Source organism: Faecalibacterium langellae (assembly GCF_002549775.1).
Classification (GTDB): domain Bacteria; phylum Bacillota; class Clostridia; order Oscillospirales; family Ruminococcaceae; genus Faecalibacterium; species Faecalibacterium langellae.
Genome location: NZ_NMTR01000012.1, coordinates 14,683 through 32,604 on the forward strand (window position 1 = coordinate 14,683; position 17,922 = coordinate 32,604).

A 17,922-nucleotide genomic window follows, 5' to 3' on the forward strand; every position below is an offset into this window, starting at 1 on the left:
AGCCGCAGAGTGCTGGCTCAAAAATCTTACACTCCTATTATAACAAGGCTGTCAATGGGAAAACGCCCTTTTTCAAGAAAAAATTGTAACATTTTTTGCAAATTGGCGGCATTTTGAGGGAGAATGAACTCCCTCAGTCAAAACCTGACGGTTTTGCCAGCTCCCTCGGGGAGGGAGCCTCTGGCGTGCCCGCAAACTTTGCGCTTACGCCGGAAACTGCAAACCCCTCTGGTGAAAAAGTGGTTCAGAAACGCCCGCAGGCGTTTCTGAACCACAAATATAAAAATATTTTTCCGCTGAACATGGCCAGAGCGCAAGCGGAGGCCATTCCAAACCGTCCCGCCCCTGCATTGCAATCTTTTCGTTTGGATGATACAATAAGACACAAGAAAACACCGCCGCCGGGCGTTTTTTCCGGCTTGCGAAAAACAAAAAAGGATGCGATCGTATGAGCATGAATACCGTTCCTGAGCGCCTTGCCGCCCTGCGCGCCGCCATGGCCGCAAACGGCGTGGCCGTTTATCTGATCCCCGTGGGCGACCCCCACGCCAGCGAATACCTGCCCGACCACTACACCAGCCTGACCTGGTTCTCCGGCTTCCACGGCGAAAACTCCACCTTTGTGGTCACCCGTACCGAGAGTGCCCTGTGGGCAGATGGCCGGTACTTCGTGCAGGCCGAAAAGGAGATCGCGGGCACAGAGATCAAATTGCAGCGCATGGGTGAGCCCGGTGTGCCCACCGTGGAGGAATACTGCGCCGCCGCCCTTTCCGAGGGCGAAGTGCTGGGCCTGTGCGGCCTGACTGCCGCCACCGCCCTCGTGGGCAAGCTGGAAAAGGCGCTGGCGAAAAAAGGCGCTTCCATCAAGACCCTGAACCTCGAGGATGAGCTGTGGACTGAGGGCCGTCCCGCCCTGCCGGACACCCCGGCGTGGATTTTGCCGAAGGAATACGCGGGCTTCTCCCCGGCCGAAAAGCTGGATCAGCTGCGCGGCAAGCTCAAAGAGCTGGGCTGCACCGCCCAGTTCGTGGGCAAGCTGGATAACCTCGCCTGGCTTTTGAACCTGCGCGCCATGGACATCGAGTGCACCCCCTACGCCATGGCCTACTGCTATGTGACGCCCAGCCGCGCGGTACTGTTCATCAACACCGCCCGCGTCACCCCGGAAGCCAAGGCGGAGCTGGAAGCCAACGGCGTGACCCTCGCGGAGTACGACGATGTGCTCCCCTTCCTCGCCACCGAGACCGAGCCGCAGACCGTGCTGGCCGAAGCCGCCACCGTGAACTATGCGGTGTATCAGGTGCTGGAAAAGAACCCCGCCCTCACCGTGAAGGACGGCACCGACCCGCTGCTGCTGATGAAGGGCGTGAAGAACGACACCGAGCTTGCCCACATCCGGGAAGCCCACATCCGCGACGCCGTGGCCATGGTGCGGTTCCAGATCGAGCTGGAAAGCCGTCTTGCCGCCGGGGAAACGCTGACTGAGCTGACCGTGGACGAAATTCTGCACAAGTACCGCAGCAGCACCGACAAATTCCTTGTGGAGAGCTTTGGCACCATTGCGGCCTACGGCGGCAACGCGGCCATGATGCACTACCACGCCACCCCGGAAGACCACGCCGTGCTGCAGCCGAAGGGCTTTCTGCTGGTGGACAGCGGTGCCACCTACATGGACGGCACCACCGACATCACCCGCACCTACCCGCTGGGCGAGCTGACCGAGGATGAGAAGCGGTTCTACACCTGGACCCTGCAGAGCCACATCGACCTTGCCAAGGCCGTCTGGCTGGATTACTGCGAGTGCAAGATGATCGACACCATCGCCCGCGAACCGCTGTGGCGGCACCTCATCAACTACCGCTGCGGCACCGGCCACAGCGTCAGCTTCGTGGGCAATGTCCACGAAGGCCCCCACAGCCTGCGGGGTACGAACTCGGTGGTCATGCGCCCGGGCATGGTGGTCACCGATGAGCCCGGCGTCTACGAGACCGATCTCGTGGGCATCCGCATCGAGAACGAGCTGGTGTGCGTGCACAAGGCCGACAACCAGTACGGCACCTTCCTGGGCTTTGAGCCGCTGATGTTCGTGCCCATTGCCACCTCGCCCATTCTGCCCGGCGTGCTGGACAGGGACGAGATCGCCTGGCTGAACGACTACCACCGCCAGGTGTTCGCAAAGCTGGCCCCGCACCTGAACGATGCGGAGCGGGTCTGGCTGGCGGAAAAGTGCGCCGCCATCAGCTGCTGAGAGACAAAAAACGACAAAAACACCCGGGGCCGTGCGGGAGCCGGAGCGGCTCCCGGCAGAACTCCGGGTGCTTTTTGTGTCATATTATAACTTGCAGAAATGCGCCTGCGGCGTGTCCAGCGGCGGCAGAGTGAACTCGTTCTCGCCAAAGGGGGAGCGCAGGACGGCACCCCGCAGCTCGGCGGAAAGGCCTGCCTCGGCACAGAGGGTGCGGTACAGCTGCATTGCCCGCCGCCGCACCGCAAGGATGTCGGCAGTGCTCACCCGGGTGTGGGAGACGCTCTGGGGGTTCTGCAGGTAGTGGTAGCCGATGTCCGGGATGGAAACGACGGTGCGCACGAAGTGCAGGTATTCCAGGTTGAACAGCTGGTCTTCCGCGAACAGCACCTGCGGGATGCGCAGGCCGTGGGCTTCCAGCACATCCCGGCGGTAGAGCTTGTTCCACAGCACCCCGTAGAAAAAGGTGTTGGGCTTTTGGAGCAGATGCCGGAGGTAGTCCGGCAGGGCGTACACCCCGGCGGGCAGGAAGCCATAGGCCCGGGTGCGGGGCGGGTTGCGCTTGAGCACCACGCTCACCGCCTTTTCCCAGGGGCGGGTGTGCTCCACAAAGTGCTCCGGGTAGACCATCCAGAACGGCGCGACCACCAGCTCTGCCTGGTGCTGCTCGGCGGCGGTGACCAGCTTTTCGGTAAAATCCGGGGCCAGCCAGTCGTCGCAGTCCACGAACTGGATGTACTTGCCGTGGGCCAGCCGGATGCCCTGGTTTCGGGTATCGGCTGCGCCGGTATTGGGTTTGTCGATCACGGCGATGCGGTGGTCTTGGGCGGCAAGGCGGGCGCAGACGGCAGCGGTGTCGTCGGTGGAGCCGTCGTTCAGCAGTAAAATTTCGATGCTTTTATAAGTCTGGGCGCAGAGGCTTTCCACACAGCAGGTGATGCAGCCCGCGGCGTTATACATGGGCACAAGGATGCTCACGAGAGGAAACTCCATAAAAACTCCTTTCGACGTCAGCGCAGGCTTTTGGTGCGGGCAACGGTATCGGCCAGCTTCTGCACCGGGCCGCTGGGCAGGGTGCTCTCGAACAGGCTGAGGTAGATGCCCCGCAGACGGGTGCGGTATTTTTCATACAGGCCCATTTCCCGGCACATCTGGCTGTAGATGCCGTACATGCGTTTCCGGTGCTCCAGCATGGCGCGGAGGGTGACCTGGGTGTGGCAGACGCTCTGGGGGTTCTGCACATAGCAGTAGCAGGGCTGCGCAAGAGAGACGAAGGCCCCTTCGGTGTGGTGCAGGTAGGCGGCGTTGAACTGCTGGTCTTCGGTAAAGGCCATGGCCGGAAAGCGCACCCCATGGGCGGCGATGACGTCCCGGCGGAACAGCTTGTTCCACACCACGGTGAAGTAAAAGCTGGCGGGCTGGCCGATGACCCACCACAGATAGTCGGCTTTTGTGTAGACCCCGGCGGGCAGCAGGCTGTATTCCCGGGTGTCATAGCCGCTGCCGTGAGGGATCATCATCCGGTAAGGGGCCAGCACCAGCACGGCCTTGTGCCGCCGGGCGGCGGAAACGAGGCGCTCGGTGCAGCCGGGCAGCAGGTAATCGTCGCTGTCGGCAAACTGGATGTATTCGCCCCTGGCAAGGGCCAGCCCCTGGTTGCGGGTGTCCGAAGCGCCGGAGTTGGGCTTGTCGATGAGACGGATGCGGGCATCCGCGGCCGCCAGCTCCCGGCAGACGGCCAGGGTGCCGTCCTTCGAGCCGTCATTGAGCAAAAGGATCTCCAGGTTCGGGTAGGACTGGCCGCAGATGCTTTCCACGCAGCGGCGGATGGTGTTCTGCGCGTTGTACATGGGCACGATCACACTGACGAGGGGCTGTTCCATAAAAAGCGTCTCCTTTGCGGGAAAATGGGGGAAGAATTATCCTTATGATACACGCCCTGCCGCCAAAAAGCAAGCGCGGCGGGCCGAGAACGGAGGAAGCAGGAATGATCTTTCACATCGCGGTCTGCAGCCCGGATGCTGGGCTGCGCAGCGGGCTGGAGCGGCAGTGCATGGAATACTTTGCCCGCCGGGCGGATGCGTGCATCGTGCAGCAGCTGCCGGACGCCGCTACCCTCCTGCAGCGGGACACCGCCGGGGACCGCTATGAGCTGTACCTCATCGAGCTGGCGGCGGTGGCCTCGCCCGAGGGGCTGGCGGCGGCCGCCGAGCTGCGCCGCCGGGGCCGCCGGGCACCGCTGGCCTTCGTGGCCCGCACCCCGGCCCACGCCTACAGCGCCTTCCGGGTGGACGCGATGCAGTATCTGCTGCTGCCGGTGCACCAGCAGGAGCTTTCCGCCCTGCTGGACCGCGCCGCCGAACCGGAGTACGGCCCGGCCCTGACGGTGAACACGGCCGAGGGGCTGCGGGTGCTGGCCTATGCCGAGATCGAATATCTGGAGTGCACCCACCACATCGTCCACTTCCACCTGCTCAGCGGCGAGGACGTGACCTCTCTTTCGCTGCGGGTGCCTTTTTCGGCGGTGGCGGGGCCGCTGCTGGCGGACGGCCGCTTCCTGCAGCCCCACCGCTCCTATGTGGTCAGCCTGACTGCCGTGCGGCTGCTGAGCGCCGGAGAATTGCAGATGACCAGCGGCGCGCGGGTGCCCATCCCCCGTGGGCGGGAAGGCGCCGTGCGGGAAGCCATCCGCGCCTGGTACCGCTGAGGAACACAGCAAAAAAGAGCCGCTTCGGGCGGCTCTTTTTTCGTGTGCAAAGGTGGTTTATTCAGGCTTTGGGTCCAGCTTTTTCCTGCGGGAGGCCCGGGCCGGTTTTGCCGGGCGGCTGGCGGCGTCTGTCTCCTGGACCGGCACCGAGGAAGCGTCCAGCCCGGTCAGGCTGCCCCAGTAGGATGCGGCGTCGTCGATGGCGCGCTGCAGCAGGCTGGAGGGCGAAACGTTCTCGGAAAAAGCCACCAGCGACTTGTACAGCCGGGGCTGTGCTTCGTCGTAGATGCCCAGCTTTGTGAACAGCTCTTTGTAATAGCGCAGCATCTGCAGCTTGTTCTGCATCACGGTGCCGGCGGTGAGCTGGGTGTGGCAGATGCCCTGGGGGTTCTGGATGTAATAATAGCCGGGGGTGTCGATGGAAGCAATGACCTTGGCGTATTGCAGGTAGCGCACATTGAACTGCTGATCCTCGGCGTAGAGCAGGTCGTTGGTGAACCAGAGGTCCACGGCTTCCAGCAGCTGGCGGCGGTAGAGCTTGTTCCACACCACGTTGAAGTAGAAGGTGGCGGGCTTTTCGATCAGCTGCATCGCGTAGGCACGCTGGTCGTAGACCCCGGCGGGCAGAAAGCCGTATTGGCGCACCTTATAGCCGCGGCGGTCGGTGACGGAGGGGTCCTCCAGGAAAAGCTTTGCGTCCGGGGCCAGTTTTTCCCCTTCGCCGGGATTCACCATCTCCGGCGGCAGGGCCATCCAGTAGGGCGAGATGACAAGGTCGGCGCTGTTGGCCTCGGCCGCGCGGACCATATTTTCCGTAAAATCGGGCTCCAGCAGGTCGTCGCTGTCCACGAACTGGACGTACTTGCCTTTGGCCACCTTCATGCCATCGTTGCGGGTCATGGAAAGCCCGGCATTGGGCTTGTCGATCAGGGTGATGCGGGGGTCTTTGCGGCGGAACTGCTCGCAGATGGCAAGGCTGCCGTCTGTGGAGCCGTCGTTCAGCACGATGACTTCGATCTCTTTCCAGGTCTGCGCAAGGACACTTTCCAGACACCGGGCAACACTATTCTGCACGTTATACACAGGCACGATAATGCTGACGAGCGGATTGTTCATGACAAGGGGTCTCCTATTCCTTCTCTGTTCTCGATCAAGATACGATCGGCTGTACCAGAATCGCGCGGAATGCGCGTTTTGTTCATAAAATGGAAACTTTTGATAATAGAATCGTCTGATTTATATTATCATACACTTTTCGCCTGTAAAAAGCAAGCAAAATAAAAGGCAAGAAAGAACCGCACAAGGCAGTTCCTCCGGCGGCAGAAAACGCGGCGGCGCGGTTCACGCGCGGGTCCAGTCCAGCGCGCTCCATGCGGGCAGGAACTGGTCACACACCCGGCGCATCTGTGCTTCGTCGGCGGCAGAGGCCGGGTCTGCGATGCCGATGACGTAATACCCGGCTTTTTGGGCGGTGGAGGCGGCGTAAATGGCGTCCTCGCACACGGCGCAGGCGGCAGGGTCTGCTCCGCCCAGCCGCTCCATGCACTGGGCGAACACCTCCGGGCGGCTCTTGTGCAGCGCACCCTGGGCTTCCACGATGAACTCAAAATCGTCCAGCACGCCCAGCCTCCTCAGCACCGTGCGGCACTGGTCGGCCCAGGTGTTGGAACAAAGGCAGATGCGGGCCCCTTCGGCCCTGAGCCGGGCCAGCATCTCCCGCACGCCGGGTTTCAGCTCCACGGTCTCGTACAGCTCGGCAATGACCTCGCGCATCACGCCGTAGTATTCATCTTCGCTCAGCGGCAGGTCATACTCCCGGATGAGGTACTGCGCGCCCTCTTGCATCCCCATGGTGAGCAGGGCCGAGCGCAGGTTTTCCTTCGGGGTGCGGCCGTAGCGGCGCAGCAGAGCGTCGGGTGCGCCCTCCCACACCACGCCCATGCTGTCGGTGAGGGTGCCGTCCATATCAAAGATCCATTGCCTGCAGTGCATGAGAATGCCTCCTTGTAAAATATCTCACTAAGTATATCATGTTTCTTAGCCGGGAGAAAGCCGTTTATTTACAAAAACCGGGAGAATTTTTGCGGGAAATATGCTATAATCGAACAAAACAGCAGGCATCGACAGAGGAGGCGGAGACCATGGAACAACGGCAGAAAGCGCTGGTGCTGGCAGGCGGCGGTGCCCGGGGCAGCTATCAGGTGGGCGTGTGGCGCGCATTGATGGAGCTGGACTGGCACCCGCAGATCATCACCGGCACGAGCGTCGGCAGCCTGAACGGGGCGATGTTCGTGCTGGACCTGTACGAGACGGCCCGGGACATGTGGCTGACCATCCGCAGCCGGGACGTGATGGAGCTGCCGGACGAGGGTGCCGACCTCTCGGCCCTGCACCAGTTCCTGCGCAGCGTGGTCAAGGCCGGCGGCATGGATGTTTCCCCGCTGGAAGACATCGTGGAGCGGGTGCTGGACGAGGACGCCCTGCGGGCTGCACCCACCCGCTTCGGCCTTGTCACGGTGGAGAGCCGGGGCCTGAAGCCCCGGGAGCTGACGCTGGACGAAATTCCGGAAGGCCGGGTGAAAGACTACCTGATGGCATCGGCCGCCTGCTTCCCGGCGCTGCGGGCGCGGGACATCGACGGCAAAAAGTTTCTGGACGGCGGCTACAGCGACAACATGCCCACCGGCCTTGCCAAGAAAATGGGCGCGGAAGAACTGGTGTGCGTGGACCTGGAGGGCGTGGGCATCACCCGCCCGAACCTGACCGGCCTGCCCACCGTGATGGTGCGCAGCTACTGGGAGCTGGGCGATATCCTCCACTTTGACCCGGACACCGCCCGCCGCAACATGGAGCTGGGCTATTACGATACCCGCCGCGCCATGGGGTATCTGCGGGGCTGTGCCTATGCGGTTTCCACCAGCGCGGAGAGCTGTGAGGATGCCGCCGCCTTTGCGTGGAAATTCCAGCAGGTGCAGAAGGCCGTGCGGGAAAAGTACCCCGTCACCCTGACGGCAGATGCGGCCCTTCTGCTGGCCAAGATGAAGGATGCGGACCTTGCCCCGCTGGAAGCGGCGGCCGAGGACGCGGGCGTGGACCCGACAAAATTCTACACGACCCACACGCTGGCAGATGCATTCCTCGCCACCTGCGATCAGGCGCGGATGCAGAGCTTTGCGCCGCTGTTCGAGGGCAGCGCGGATGCTGCCCGTGCGGCACTGGCAGCGCTGGTGCCCAATACCTTTTTGCAGGCGCTGGTCTGGTACACCCTGACCGCGCCGGAGAAAACGCCCATTCTGCCGGAGGTGACAGACGATGAAGGTGTATAAGGGAGCTTCGGCTTCGCCGGGGCTGGTGCTGGGACAGGTGAGCCGGCTGGAACATCATGTGGAAACGGCCACGGCCGGTCCCTTCAACCCTGCGCGGGAGCTGCGGCTGCTCACCGACGCCATCCACACCGCCCAGAGCGAGCTGGAATCCATGGCGGACCGGGCCGCGCCCACTGAACAGGCCATCTTCCAGTTCCAGAGCATGATGCTGGACGACGAGGGCATGATGAACGAGGTGCGTTTCTGCATCAATGCGGGCATCGGCGCGGCGGCGGCCATGAACCAGGTGGGCCAGCGCTATGCCGACCAGCTGGCCAACATGAAGGATAACCCCTACATGCAGCTGCGCAGCGTGGATATTCTGGATGCCACCCGCCGGGTCATCAATATCCTCACGAACCGCCCCCGCATGTGGCTGGCGCTGGACCACCCGGTGATCCTGGCGGCCGACCGGCTCATGCCCACCGACCTGTTCAGCGTGCCCTCCGGCATGATCCTGGGCATCATCACGGCCGAAGGCAGCGGCCAGAGCCACGCCGCCATCATTGCCCGGGCAATGAACATCCCGGGCCTTGTGCAGGTGGGGCGGGATTTTCTGGACGACTGCGACGGACGCACCGTCATTCTGGACGCCACCAAGGGCGAGTGCACCCTGGACCCGGACGCCGTCGTCCGCCAGCAGGCGGAGACCCGCATCTGTGAGCTGCAGCGCGAAAACGCCGAGATGCAGCGGCTGAGTGCCCTGCCCAACCGCACGAAGAACGGCCAGCCCTTTGAACTGCTGGCCAACTGCTTCGGCCCCGAGGACATCGACACGGCCATGCAGTCCGGTGCCCGGGGCGTGGGCCTGCTGCGCAGCAGCTATATGATGCTGCCGGGCCGCATCCTGGACGAACAGGAGCAGTATTTCTTCTACAGCTCCTGCCTTGCCGCGGCCAAGGGCTGCCCGGTGACCGTGCGCACCTTTGATTTTGGGGCCGACCGCACCATGGCCGACGCCTATCAGGGCCTGCAGTCCTCGAAGCTGGGCCTGCGGGGCATCCGCAACAGCCTGCGCCAGCCCCGCCAGTTTGAAACGCAGATCTGTGCACTGCTGCGTGCGGCCGCCCGCGGCCCGCTGCGGGTGATGTTCCCCATGGTGACGAATGTGGAGGACTGGGACGCAGCCATGCGTGTGGTGGAGCGCTGCCGCGAACACCTGCGGGAGCGCGGCGTAGCGTTCAACGAAGATACCAAGTTCGGCGTGATGCTCAGCGTGCCCGCTGCCTGCCTGACCGCTGAGGAATTTGTAGAGCACGGGGTCGATTTTCTTGTGATCGGCACCAACGACCTGACCCAGTACACCCACGCGGCGGACCGCGAGCTTGCCAGCGCCGAGCACTACTACCGCCCGGCCAGCAAGGCCATGAAAAAGCTCATCACCATGGTGATGGATGCCGCAAAGGTGCGCAATGTGCCGGTGACCATCTGCGGCCTTGCCGTGGGCAACCCGGCCAACACGGTGCAGTATCTGCAGCTGGGCCTGCGCAGCTTTTCGGTGAGCCCGCAGAACCTGCTGGGCACAAAGAAGGCTTTGCTGGAAGCGGAGACGTGATCTTATAACCCTCTCAGGCGCTGACGCGCCAGCTCCCCCGAAAGGGGGAGCTGGCATCGCGCAGCGATGACTGAGAGGATTTTGAGCATAAAAACAAAGGCATCTGCATGGTTTCAGTGGAACCGGTGCAGATGCCTTTTGCATTCTATAAAAGAAAATTACTCTAAGTTCCCCGTCAGGGTCATCACCGACGCCAGCACGGCCAGCGGCGCGGTCTCGCACCGCAGGATGCGGGGGCCAAGGCCCACCGTTCTGGCACCGGCCTTTGCGGCCATCTCGGCTTCCTCGGCGGCAAAGCCGCCCTCGGCACCAGTCACGATGGCGATTTTCAGTTTTTCGCCGTCGGCAGGCGCGGTCTCTGCCAGCAGCTGGCGCAGGGGCGCGCCGCCGCACTCATAGCAGAACAGCACAAGGTCGTACTGTGCAAAGGTGCGGCACACGGCCCCGAAGTTCGGCAGCGGCAGGGCTACATCCGGCAGCACGCCCCGGCCGCACTGCTTGGCGGCTTCCAGCGCGATGCGGTTGTAGCGCTCGTTCTTCTGCTCCTCTTTTTTGGGCGCTGCCACGCAGTATCGGCTGAAGAAGGGCACGATGTGGGCCGCGCCCAGCTCCACGCCGTGCTTGATGATCTGCTCCAGCTTATCCTGCTTCGGGTAGCCCGCCAGCAGGGTGACTTCCACGCTGGGTTCGGCGGCGCTGGGATAGCCCGGCTCCACGCTGAACTCCACGCAGTCGTCGCCGAAGCCGGTGATGGACGCGGTGTACTCCACGGCATTGCCGTCGCACAGAATGACGGTCTCGCCCAGGCGTGCCCGCATCACCCGGGCAAGGTGGTGGGCGTCGGCCCCGCGCAGCACGGCGGTGCCGTCAGAAATTTCAGTGGTAAAATAACGGTGCGGCATAGTGGCTCCTTACGCTTTCTTACAAACAATGCACTCCCAGCCGCGCTTTTCCTTCACTTCCACGACGGCGAGACCGGCCTTTTCCAATCCGGCAATGACTTCATCCTTGCGGCTGTCGATGATGCCGCTGGCGATGAAAGCTGCGCCCTCGGCCATCAGGCCGGGCACAGCCGGTGCCAGAGACAGGATGGCGTTGGCCACGATGTTGGCGGTGATGATGTCGTACTGGCCGCTGGCCTTGTCCGAAAGATCACCCACCAGCACGGTCAGCTTGTCCTGCACGCCGTTCAGGGCGGCGTTCTCCCCGGCGGTGCGCACGGCCACGGGGTCGATGTCCACGCCCTCGGCCACGGCCGCGCCCAGCTTCAGCGCCGCAATGGCCAGGATGCCGCTGCCGGTGCCGATGTCCAGCACCCGCTCGCCGCCCTTCACCCGCTCATCCAGTGCTTCCATGCACAGGCTGGTGGTCTCGTGGCCGCCGGTGCCGAAGGCAAGACCCGGGTCCAAAATCAGCTTCACGCGGTCGGTATTATACTCCTGCCAGGAGGGCACCACGGCCAGCCGCTTGCCGATCTCCATGGGGTGGTAATACTTGCGCCAGCCGTTCTGCCAGTCCTCCTGCTCCACGCCCTCGGTCTCGACGGTGTAGGCGATGCCGGCGGCTTCCATGCGGGCGGCAATGAGGGCCAGCGTTTCCACGGGGGATGCGCCCGGCTCCAGATACATGTGGATGATGACGGTGTCGCGGGGCTTATCCAGCAATTCCTGCTCGATCAGGTCCACATGGGCGATCTCGGCCACCTGCTGCTCAATGTCGCTGTAGTCTTCGATATAGATGCCGCCCTCGGCGATCATGGTGGCAACGGCTTCGGCGTTGTCGGCGTCGGCCTTGGCCACGGTCAGGCGGATGTCGGTCCATTCCATAAAAAGAAACCTCCTTCGGGTCTTCGCGTATTCTATAATAGTATAGTACCCGATTCGGCGGTGGGATGCAAGCATTTACAGCGTTTTTGCGTTCTGATGTGGGATGTGCTATACTTATTTTATAAAAAGCACGGCGGGCACCACCCCGGGAGGAGAAATCGATGAGCAAAGCATACAGCTGGAGGAAACTGAACGAAAAAGAGCTGACGCGGGTCTATCTGGACGAGATGCGCCGGGACTTCCCGCCCACAGAGCTGAAACCCCTGAGCATGATCCTGAACAGCGAAGCGGACGGCACGGCCCACACCTGGGGCGTGTTTGACGGCGAACAGCTGGCGGCATACCTGCTCATGGTGCGCCCGGCGGGCAGTAAGGTGAGCCAGCTGGATTACTTTGCGGTGCTGCCCGCCTACCGGGCGCAGGGCCTTGGCGCAAAACTGCTGGCGGCCCTGCCGGAATACGAGAAGGACGCACAGGCCATTTTGATCGAAGCTGAGGCGCCGGACAAGGCCGAGGACGAAGCCATGGCCGTGCGGCGGCTGGGCTTTTACGCCCGGTGCGGGGCCCGGGACACCGGCTTCACCGAGCATTTGTTCGACGCCTGGTTCCGCATTCTGGTGCTGGACTGCCCCGGCCCCGGCACCTTTGCTGACCGGCAGGCCGTGGACGCGCTGGTGGACTGCTACCGCCGCGCCATCAGCGAGACCGAGTGGCAGAAGTATGTGCAGTTCTACTGCCCGGACGGCACGAAATACTGCTGAAGGCTTCTCCCCCCTGTGCAAATTGAGTGCGCAGGGGGATTTTTGGCGGATTTTGGTTGACAGAACTCCAAAATGTGGTACGCTAAAGGCACAGAATACGGCAAGAGGAGGTTTTTCGTATGGCTGAAACAATGACCCGCCGCACCTTCCTGAAGGGTGCGGCCGCAGCGGCCGTGGCCGTTTCGCTGGCCGGCTGCGGCGGTGGCAGCACCGTCGGTGAGTTCCGCGTTTATTTTAATGGAAATCCGGAGTTTGGCAGGATGATCAGCGGCGACTACGGATTTGTGAAACTCAATATCGGAATCAAAGGCGTGGAAAACGGCATCACCTTCAGTAAGAAGTACAGTGATGTCTTTTCTGCGGAAGTGAACGGCCAAAAGCTTGAACTGCAGAATGGCAGCACCGGCATCCTGTGGCAGGGTTCCACGAAGGATTGCGAGCTGGAATTCAGAATTGCTGATAAAGAGACCGTCGATGCACTTGCAAGTGGTGCACAGACGCTGGATCTGACCATCACGCTGTCCACGGTTTCCCGGCTGTTTGTGCTGGACCTGAAAAACAAGACGGTCACCCCGCAGTAAAAACAAAACAGAAGGAACTTTATGCCCCGGGCACTCTTTGCGAGCGCCCGGGGCTTTTTGCCGCTTTGCCCAACCAGAAAATGGTATTTTCGGCACATTTTCGGGCAATGTAAAATCCAGGTACAGGGTTTTCATCCCGGCTTTACGCAGAGATGACACAGCGGCAAAACCCTGCCCAAAAGATTTACCTCCATTTTGCACGGGGCTGGTCGCAGCGGGGGCGGCGGCGCGGTACAATAAAGCCGTTCCCAGGAAAAGCACAACAAAAAATGCCCGGGCAGACGGCCCGGACCTGTTTGGAGGAAATAAAGATGAAAAAGATCACCCGTCGTTCGTTTATCACTGTCTGCGGTGCTGCTGCTGCCGCCATGGCCCTGACCGCATGCGGCGGTTCCGCATCTTCCACCGTGGCTTCTTCTGCCGCTGAGTCCACCGCTTCTTCCGCTGCCGAGAGCGTGGCCGCCGGCACCCTGTCCGGCAACGTTGCAACCGGCGGTTCCACTTCCATGAAGAACGTCATCGCTGCCCTGACCGAAGGCTTTGCCGAGGTGGAGCCGGGCGTCACCGTCAGCTACGACCCCACCGGCTCCGGCGCAGGCATCACCGGTGCCACCGACAAGACCCTAGACATCGGCCTGTCCTCCCGCGCCCTGAAGGACGACGAGAAGAACGATGTGGACGGCACCACCGTGGCGCTGGACGGCATCGCCATCATCGTGAACAAGGACAGCAAGGTGGCCGACCTGACCGTGGACCAGCTGAAGCAGATGTTCACCGGTGAGATCACCGACTGGTCCGAAGTCGGCGGCGACGCAGGCGAGATCGTGCTGATCGGCCGCGAGGCCGGTTCCGGCACCCGCGACGGCTTTGAGAGCATCGTGGACGTGAAGGACAGCTGCAAGTACGCACAGGAGCTGACCGCTACCGGCGCTGTCATCAGCGCTGTGGAGGCAAACCCGCTGGCAGTCGGCTACGCATCCCTGTCCGCTGTGGGCGACACCGTTGCCATGGTCACCGTGGAGGGTGTGGAGTGCAGCGAGGATACCGTCAAGGATGGCAGCTACAAGATCCAGCGTCCCTTCGTGTTCGTCACCAACAAGAGCGTGACCCTGTCGGAGCAGGCACAGGCTTTCGTGGACTTTGCCACCAGCAAGGACGCTGCCGACCTCATCCGCACCGCAGGCGCTGTGCCGGTGAATGAGTAAAAGATGATCGCAGAAGCCTTTCCCCAAGGGGGAAGCCTTTGCAAAACAACCCCACCGCGCCGACCTGCCCCGAAACGGTACGGGTCGGCGCTTTTCGTAAGGATCCTGCTATGAACAAAAAATCGTCTTATCTGCGCCGTGTCCAGCTGCCGCGCACCCCCGCCGAATGGCTGGAAGCGGTGATGAACTTCATCTTCTTCCTGTGCGGTATGCTGGCGGTGGGCTGCGTGGTGCTCATCACGGTGTACATGATCATCTCCGGTGTGCCGGCCATCCGCAAGATCGGCCTGTTCAAGTTCCTGCTGGGCACTGAGTGGGCCTCCACGGCGGCCGACCCGAAATTTGGCATCCTGCCCTTCATCCTGTCCAGCATCTACGGCACCCTGGGGGCCACCCTCATCGGTGTGCCCGTCGGCCTGCTGACGGCGGTGTTTCTCTCCAAGGCGGCGGACCCCAAAGTGCGCACGGTGGTGGTCACGGCCATTGAGCTGCTCGCCGGCATCCCCAGTGTGGTGTTCGGCCTGCTGGGCATGCAGGTGCTGGTGCCTGCCGTAGCAAAGACCTTCGGCAAGGCTTCCGGTGCCTGCCTGCTGTCGGCCATCGTGGTGCTGTCCGTCATGATTTTGCCCAGCATCGTGTCGGTGTCGGTCACGGCGCTCAACGCGGTGCCGCCGGAGTATGAGCAGGGCAGTCTGGCGCTGGGTGCCACCGACACCGAAACGTGGTTCAAGATCAGCGTGCCCGCCGCCAAAAGCGGCATTGCCGCCGGCATCGTGCTGGGCATCGGCCGCGCCATCGGCGAAGCCATGGCTGTGATGATGGTGGCCGGCAACAGCCCCAACATGCCGGACAGCCTGTTCCGCAGCGTCACCTTCCTGACCACGGCCATTGCCAAGGAGATGAGCTACGCGGGCGGCCTGCAGCGGCAGGCGCTGTTCAGCATCGCGCTGGTGCTGTTCGTGTTCATCATGCTCATCAATATCGTTCTGAACGTCGTCCTGAAGGGAGGCAGCCGCGATGAATAAGGGCTTTTCCCCCTCCCGCCGGGCGTGGAACCGCGTGATGAACGCGCTGGTGTGGGCCGCCGCCATCCTTGTGATGGTGCTGGTGGCGGGCATCATCGGCATGGTGCTGGTGCGCGGCGTCCCGCACATCAGCTGGAAATTCCTCACCACCACCGCCAGCGTGCTGAAAAAGACCGACGGCATCCTGCCTGCCATTCTCAACACGCTGTATGTCATCCTGCTGACACTCCTCATCGTATTGCCGCTGGGCGTGGGTGCGGCGGTCTACCTGACCGAATACGCTTCCAACCGGCGGCTCATCGAGGTCATCGAGTTCACCAACGAGACGCTGGCAGGCATCCCCAGCATCATCTACGGTCTGGTGGGGATGCTGGTGTTCAGTCAGGCGCTGGGCTTTCAGACCTGTCTTTTGTCCGGCAGCCTGACGCTGGTGGTGATGAACCTGCCCACCATCATCCGCACCACGCAGGAATCCCTCAAAACCGTGCCGCAGGGCTACCGTGAGGGTGCCATGGGTCTGGGCGCGGGCAAGTGGCACATCATCCGCACCATCGTGCTGCCCTGCAGCATCGACGGCATCGTCACCGGCTGCATCCTGGCTGTGGGCCGCATCGTGGGCGAAAGCGCCGCCCTGCTGTTCACCGCCGGTGCGGCCGAGGTCATCGCCAAGGGTGTGGTGAAAGCCTACACCTCCAACGGCGCAACGCTTTCGGTGCTGCTGTACCTGCGCGCCTTTGAGGACGGCGACTTTGCCTCTGCATGGGGCATTGGCGCGGTGCTGCTGGTGCTGGTGCTGGCCATCAATCTGGCGGCGCGGCTGGCGAAGGATAAACTGAAACAGAAACAGTGAAATTTGATTTTACTGTTTCCAGAGCATAACCATTTGAAATGGCCTCCGCTTATCGGGTTGCGGCCCCCAGCATCCGCATCGTGCCTTGGGCGGCACTTGCGTCTTGCTGGCCGCTGCCCCAACAACTCCTCCCTGTTTCCGCCACTGGCGGCGGTCGTCGTTGTTGCGCTCTGGCCATGAATAGCGGAAAAATTATTTTTAATTTCGTAGATTTGAAAAATCTGCGGATTTTTCAAATCTACATTTTCACAGGAAGGGTCGAAACGGTAAACTTCCTGTTGAAATTCAACAATGAGGTACTCTATGGAAAACACGAACATGCCGGTCATCTCGGCAAAAAACCTGAACCTCTGGTACGGCGACTTCAAGGCGCTGAAAAATATCTCGCTGGACGTGGGCGAGCGGGAGATCACCGCCCTCATCGGCCCTTCCGGCTGCGGCAAATCCACCTTTTTGAAAACTCTCAACCGCATGAACGACCTGGTGCCCAATGTGCGCATCGAGGGCGATGTGCGGCTGAAGGGCGAGGACATCTTCGCCCGGGAAATGCAGCTCACCGACCTGCGCCGCCGCGTGGGCATGGTGTTCCAGAAGGCAAACCCCTTCCCCATGAGCATCTACGATAACATCACCTACGGCCCCAAGCTCCACGGCGTGCGCAATAAAGCCGAGCTGGATGAGCTGGTGGAAAGCTCGCTGCGGGGTGCGGCCCTCTGGGACGAAGTGAAGGACCGCCTGAAAAAGAGCGCGCTGGGCCTTTCCGGCGGCCAGCAGCAGCGCCTTTGCATCGCCCGGGCTCTGGCGGTGAAGCCCGAAGTGCTGCTGATGGACGAGCCCACCAGCGCACTGGACCCCGGCTCCACCATGAAGGTGGAGGAGCTGATGAGCGAGCTGAAGAAGAACTACACCGTGGTCATTGTCACCCACAACATGCAGCAGGCGGCCCGCATCAGCGACCGCACCGCCTTCTTCCTGCTGGGAGAACTGGTGGAAGTGGGCCCCACGGCACAGATCTTCAGTGCGCCGCAGGATAAGCGCACCGAGGACTACATCTCCGGCCGGTTCGGCTAAACTGAGGAGGGACAAAACCAATGAGCATCCGCAAACAATACGATACCGATCTGGAAGCCCTCAAGGCGGCTCTGGTGGAGATGGGCAACAACTCCGCCGAGGCCGTGGAGGCCGCGCTGGAAGCGCTGTGCACCGCCGACGCCGACGCGGCCAAGAGCATCGTGAAGGGCGACAGCCGCATCAACAACATGGAGAGGGACATCGAGCACCGCTGCATGACCCTGCTGCTGCGCCAGCAGCCGGTGGCGGGCGACCTGCGCCGCATCTCCACTGCCATGAAGGTGGTCACCGACATTGAGCGCATCGGCGACCATGCCGCCGACATCGCCGAGATCATCCCGCACCTCGTCACCGTCCGCAAGGAAGGCGACCCCGCCGTCAGCCAGGCCATCGCCATGGGCCGCAAGGCGTACCAGATGATTTTGGACGCCCTGGCCGCGCTGACCAACGAGGACGAGCTGGCCGCCCGGCAGGTCATTGCCGCCGACGACGCGGTGGACTACGACTTCAACGCCATCAAGCACACCCTGGCGCAGGAGATCGCGGCCAACCCCGCCAAAGTGGACGCTGCGCTGGACCTGCTGATGGTCATCAAGTATCTGGAGCGCATCGGCGATCACGCCGTGAATGTGGCCGAGTGGGTGCAGTTCGTGCGCAGCGGCAGATACAAGGACGAGAGTATGTTCTAAAGTCTTTCTCCACCTCATTTTTGAGGGTTTCGTGTTTTCTTT

General features: G+C 62.2%; 18 protein-coding genes. 12 read left to right on the forward strand and 6 right to left on the reverse strand.

Features of this window, described 5'->3' with window-relative positions; all coding sequences use genetic code 11:
• Nucleotides 1-95 precede the first annotated feature (95 nt).
• A complete protein-coding gene (locus CGS49_RS13915; RefSeq protein WP_143405810.1) occupies nucleotides 96-452 on the forward strand; it encodes a hypothetical protein in 357 nt (118 codons plus the stop codon).
• Nucleotides 449-2,248 (forward strand): aminopeptidase P family N-terminal domain-containing protein, encoded by a 1,800-nt coding sequence (locus tag CGS49_RS04370; protein WP_097800696.1) that lies wholly within the window; start codon nucleotides 449-451, stop codon nucleotides 2,246-2,248. The genes CGS49_RS13915 and CGS49_RS04370 overlap by 4 nt, the downstream gene beginning before the upstream one ends.
• Nucleotides 2,249-2,332: 84 nt before the next feature.
• Here the strand turns inward: CGS49_RS04370 and CGS49_RS04375 are convergent, their stop codons facing one another.
• Both CGS49_RS04375 and CGS49_RS04380 read right to left on the reverse strand, forming a co-directional pair.
• Complete coding sequence (locus CGS49_RS04375) at nucleotides 2,333-3,238, reverse strand: glycosyltransferase family 2 protein (protein WP_097800697.1); 906 nt, start codon at nucleotides 3,236-3,238, stop codon at nucleotides 2,333-2,335.
• Nucleotides 3,239-3,255: 17 nt separating this feature from the next.
• Entirely contained in the window at nucleotides 3,256-4,128 is an 873-nt protein-coding gene (locus CGS49_RS04380; protein WP_097800698.1) for a glycosyltransferase family 2 protein, read from the reverse strand.
• 104 nt (nucleotides 4,129-4,232) lie between these two features.
• Here CGS49_RS04380 and CGS49_RS04385 point away from each other — a divergent pair, with 104 nt between their 5' ends.
• Nucleotides 4,233-4,952, forward strand: a complete 720-nt coding sequence (locus CGS49_RS04385) for a LytR/AlgR family response regulator transcription factor (RefSeq protein WP_097800699.1) — start codon at nucleotides 4,233-4,235, stop codon at nucleotides 4,950-4,952.
• Between the two features lie 57 nt (nucleotides 4,953-5,009).
• On the opposite strand, the gene CGS49_RS04390 is transcribed toward CGS49_RS04385, so the two are convergent.
• On the reverse strand, nucleotides 5,010-6,188 hold the full coding sequence (locus CGS49_RS04390) for a glycosyltransferase (RefSeq protein ID WP_489752631.1): 1,179 nt from the start codon (nucleotides 6,186-6,188) through the stop codon (nucleotides 5,010-5,012).
• Nucleotides 6,189-6,293: 105 nt separating this feature from the next.
• A complete protein-coding gene (locus CGS49_RS04395; protein WP_097800701.1) occupies nucleotides 6,294-6,944 on the reverse strand; it encodes an HAD family hydrolase in 651 nt (216 codons plus the stop codon).
• A gap of 149 nt (nucleotides 6,945-7,093) precedes the next feature.
• Between CGS49_RS04395 and CGS49_RS04400 the strand changes: the two genes are divergently transcribed.
• Both CGS49_RS04400 and CGS49_RS04405 read left to right on the forward strand, forming a co-directional pair.
• A complete protein-coding gene (locus CGS49_RS04400) occupies nucleotides 7,094-8,278 on the forward strand; it encodes a patatin-like phospholipase family protein (protein WP_097800702.1) in 1,185 nt (394 codons plus the stop codon).
• A complete protein-coding gene (locus CGS49_RS04405; RefSeq protein ID WP_097800703.1) occupies nucleotides 8,265-9,872 on the forward strand; it encodes a phosphoenolpyruvate--protein phosphotransferase in 1,608 nt (535 codons plus the stop codon). Before CGS49_RS04400 ends, CGS49_RS04405 begins: the two co-directional genes overlap by 14 nt.
• A 158-nt stretch (nucleotides 9,873-10,030) precedes the next feature.
• Here the strand turns inward: CGS49_RS04405 and CGS49_RS04410 are convergent, their stop codons facing one another.
• Nucleotides 10,031-10,774, reverse strand: coding sequence for an RsmE family RNA methyltransferase (locus CGS49_RS04410; RefSeq protein ID WP_097800704.1), 744 nt, complete (start codon nucleotides 10,772-10,774; stop codon nucleotides 10,031-10,033).
• Between the two features lie 9 nt (nucleotides 10,775-10,783).
• Nucleotides 10,784-11,698, reverse strand: coding sequence for a 50S ribosomal protein L11 methyltransferase (prmA, locus tag CGS49_RS04415; protein ID WP_097800705.1), 915 nt, complete (start codon nucleotides 11,696-11,698; stop codon nucleotides 10,784-10,786).
• 161 nt (nucleotides 11,699-11,859) lie between these two features.
• On the opposite strand from prmA, the gene CGS49_RS04420 reads away from it, so the two are divergent.
• The 7 genes from CGS49_RS04420 to phoU all read left to right on the forward strand — a co-directional run bounded on the left by CGS49_RS04420 (nucleotide 11,860) and on the right by phoU (nucleotide 17,880).
• On the forward strand, nucleotides 11,860-12,459 hold the full coding sequence (locus CGS49_RS04420) for a GNAT family N-acetyltransferase (protein WP_097800706.1): 600 nt from the start codon (nucleotides 11,860-11,862) through the stop codon (nucleotides 12,457-12,459).
• Between the two features lie 119 nt (nucleotides 12,460-12,578).
• Nucleotides 12,579-13,040, forward strand: coding sequence for a twin-arginine translocation signal domain-containing protein (locus tag CGS49_RS04425; RefSeq protein ID WP_097800707.1), 462 nt, complete (start codon nucleotides 12,579-12,581; stop codon nucleotides 13,038-13,040).
• 311 nt (nucleotides 13,041-13,351) lie between these two features.
• Nucleotides 13,352-14,245, forward strand: a complete 894-nt coding sequence (locus CGS49_RS04430; RefSeq protein ID WP_097800708.1) for a phosphate ABC transporter substrate-binding protein — start codon at nucleotides 13,352-13,354, stop codon at nucleotides 14,243-14,245.
• A gap of 110 nt (nucleotides 14,246-14,355) precedes the next feature.
• Nucleotides 14,356-15,270, forward strand: coding sequence for a phosphate ABC transporter permease subunit PstC (gene pstC / locus CGS49_RS04435; RefSeq protein ID WP_097800709.1), 915 nt, complete (start codon nucleotides 14,356-14,358; stop codon nucleotides 15,268-15,270).
• Nucleotides 15,263-16,120 carry a phosphate ABC transporter permease PstA gene (gene pstA / locus CGS49_RS04440; protein ID WP_097800710.1) on the forward strand — a complete coding sequence of 286 codons (858 nt, stop codon included), beginning with the start codon at nucleotides 15,263-15,265 and terminating at the stop codon, nucleotides 16,118-16,120. Before pstC ends, pstA begins: the two co-directional genes overlap by 8 nt.
• 303 nt (nucleotides 16,121-16,423) lie before the next feature.
• Entirely contained in the window at nucleotides 16,424-17,191 is a 768-nt protein-coding gene (gene pstB / locus CGS49_RS04445; RefSeq protein WP_097800711.1) for a phosphate ABC transporter ATP-binding protein PstB, read from the forward strand.
• 20 nt (nucleotides 17,192-17,211) lie between these two features.
• The gene (gene phoU, locus CGS49_RS04450) at nucleotides 17,212-17,880 is read left to right on the forward strand and encodes a phosphate signaling complex protein PhoU (protein ID WP_097800712.1); all 669 of its coding nucleotides are present in this window, start codon (nucleotides 17,212-17,214) and stop codon (nucleotides 17,878-17,880) included.
• Nucleotides 17,881-17,922: the final 42 nt, after the last annotated feature.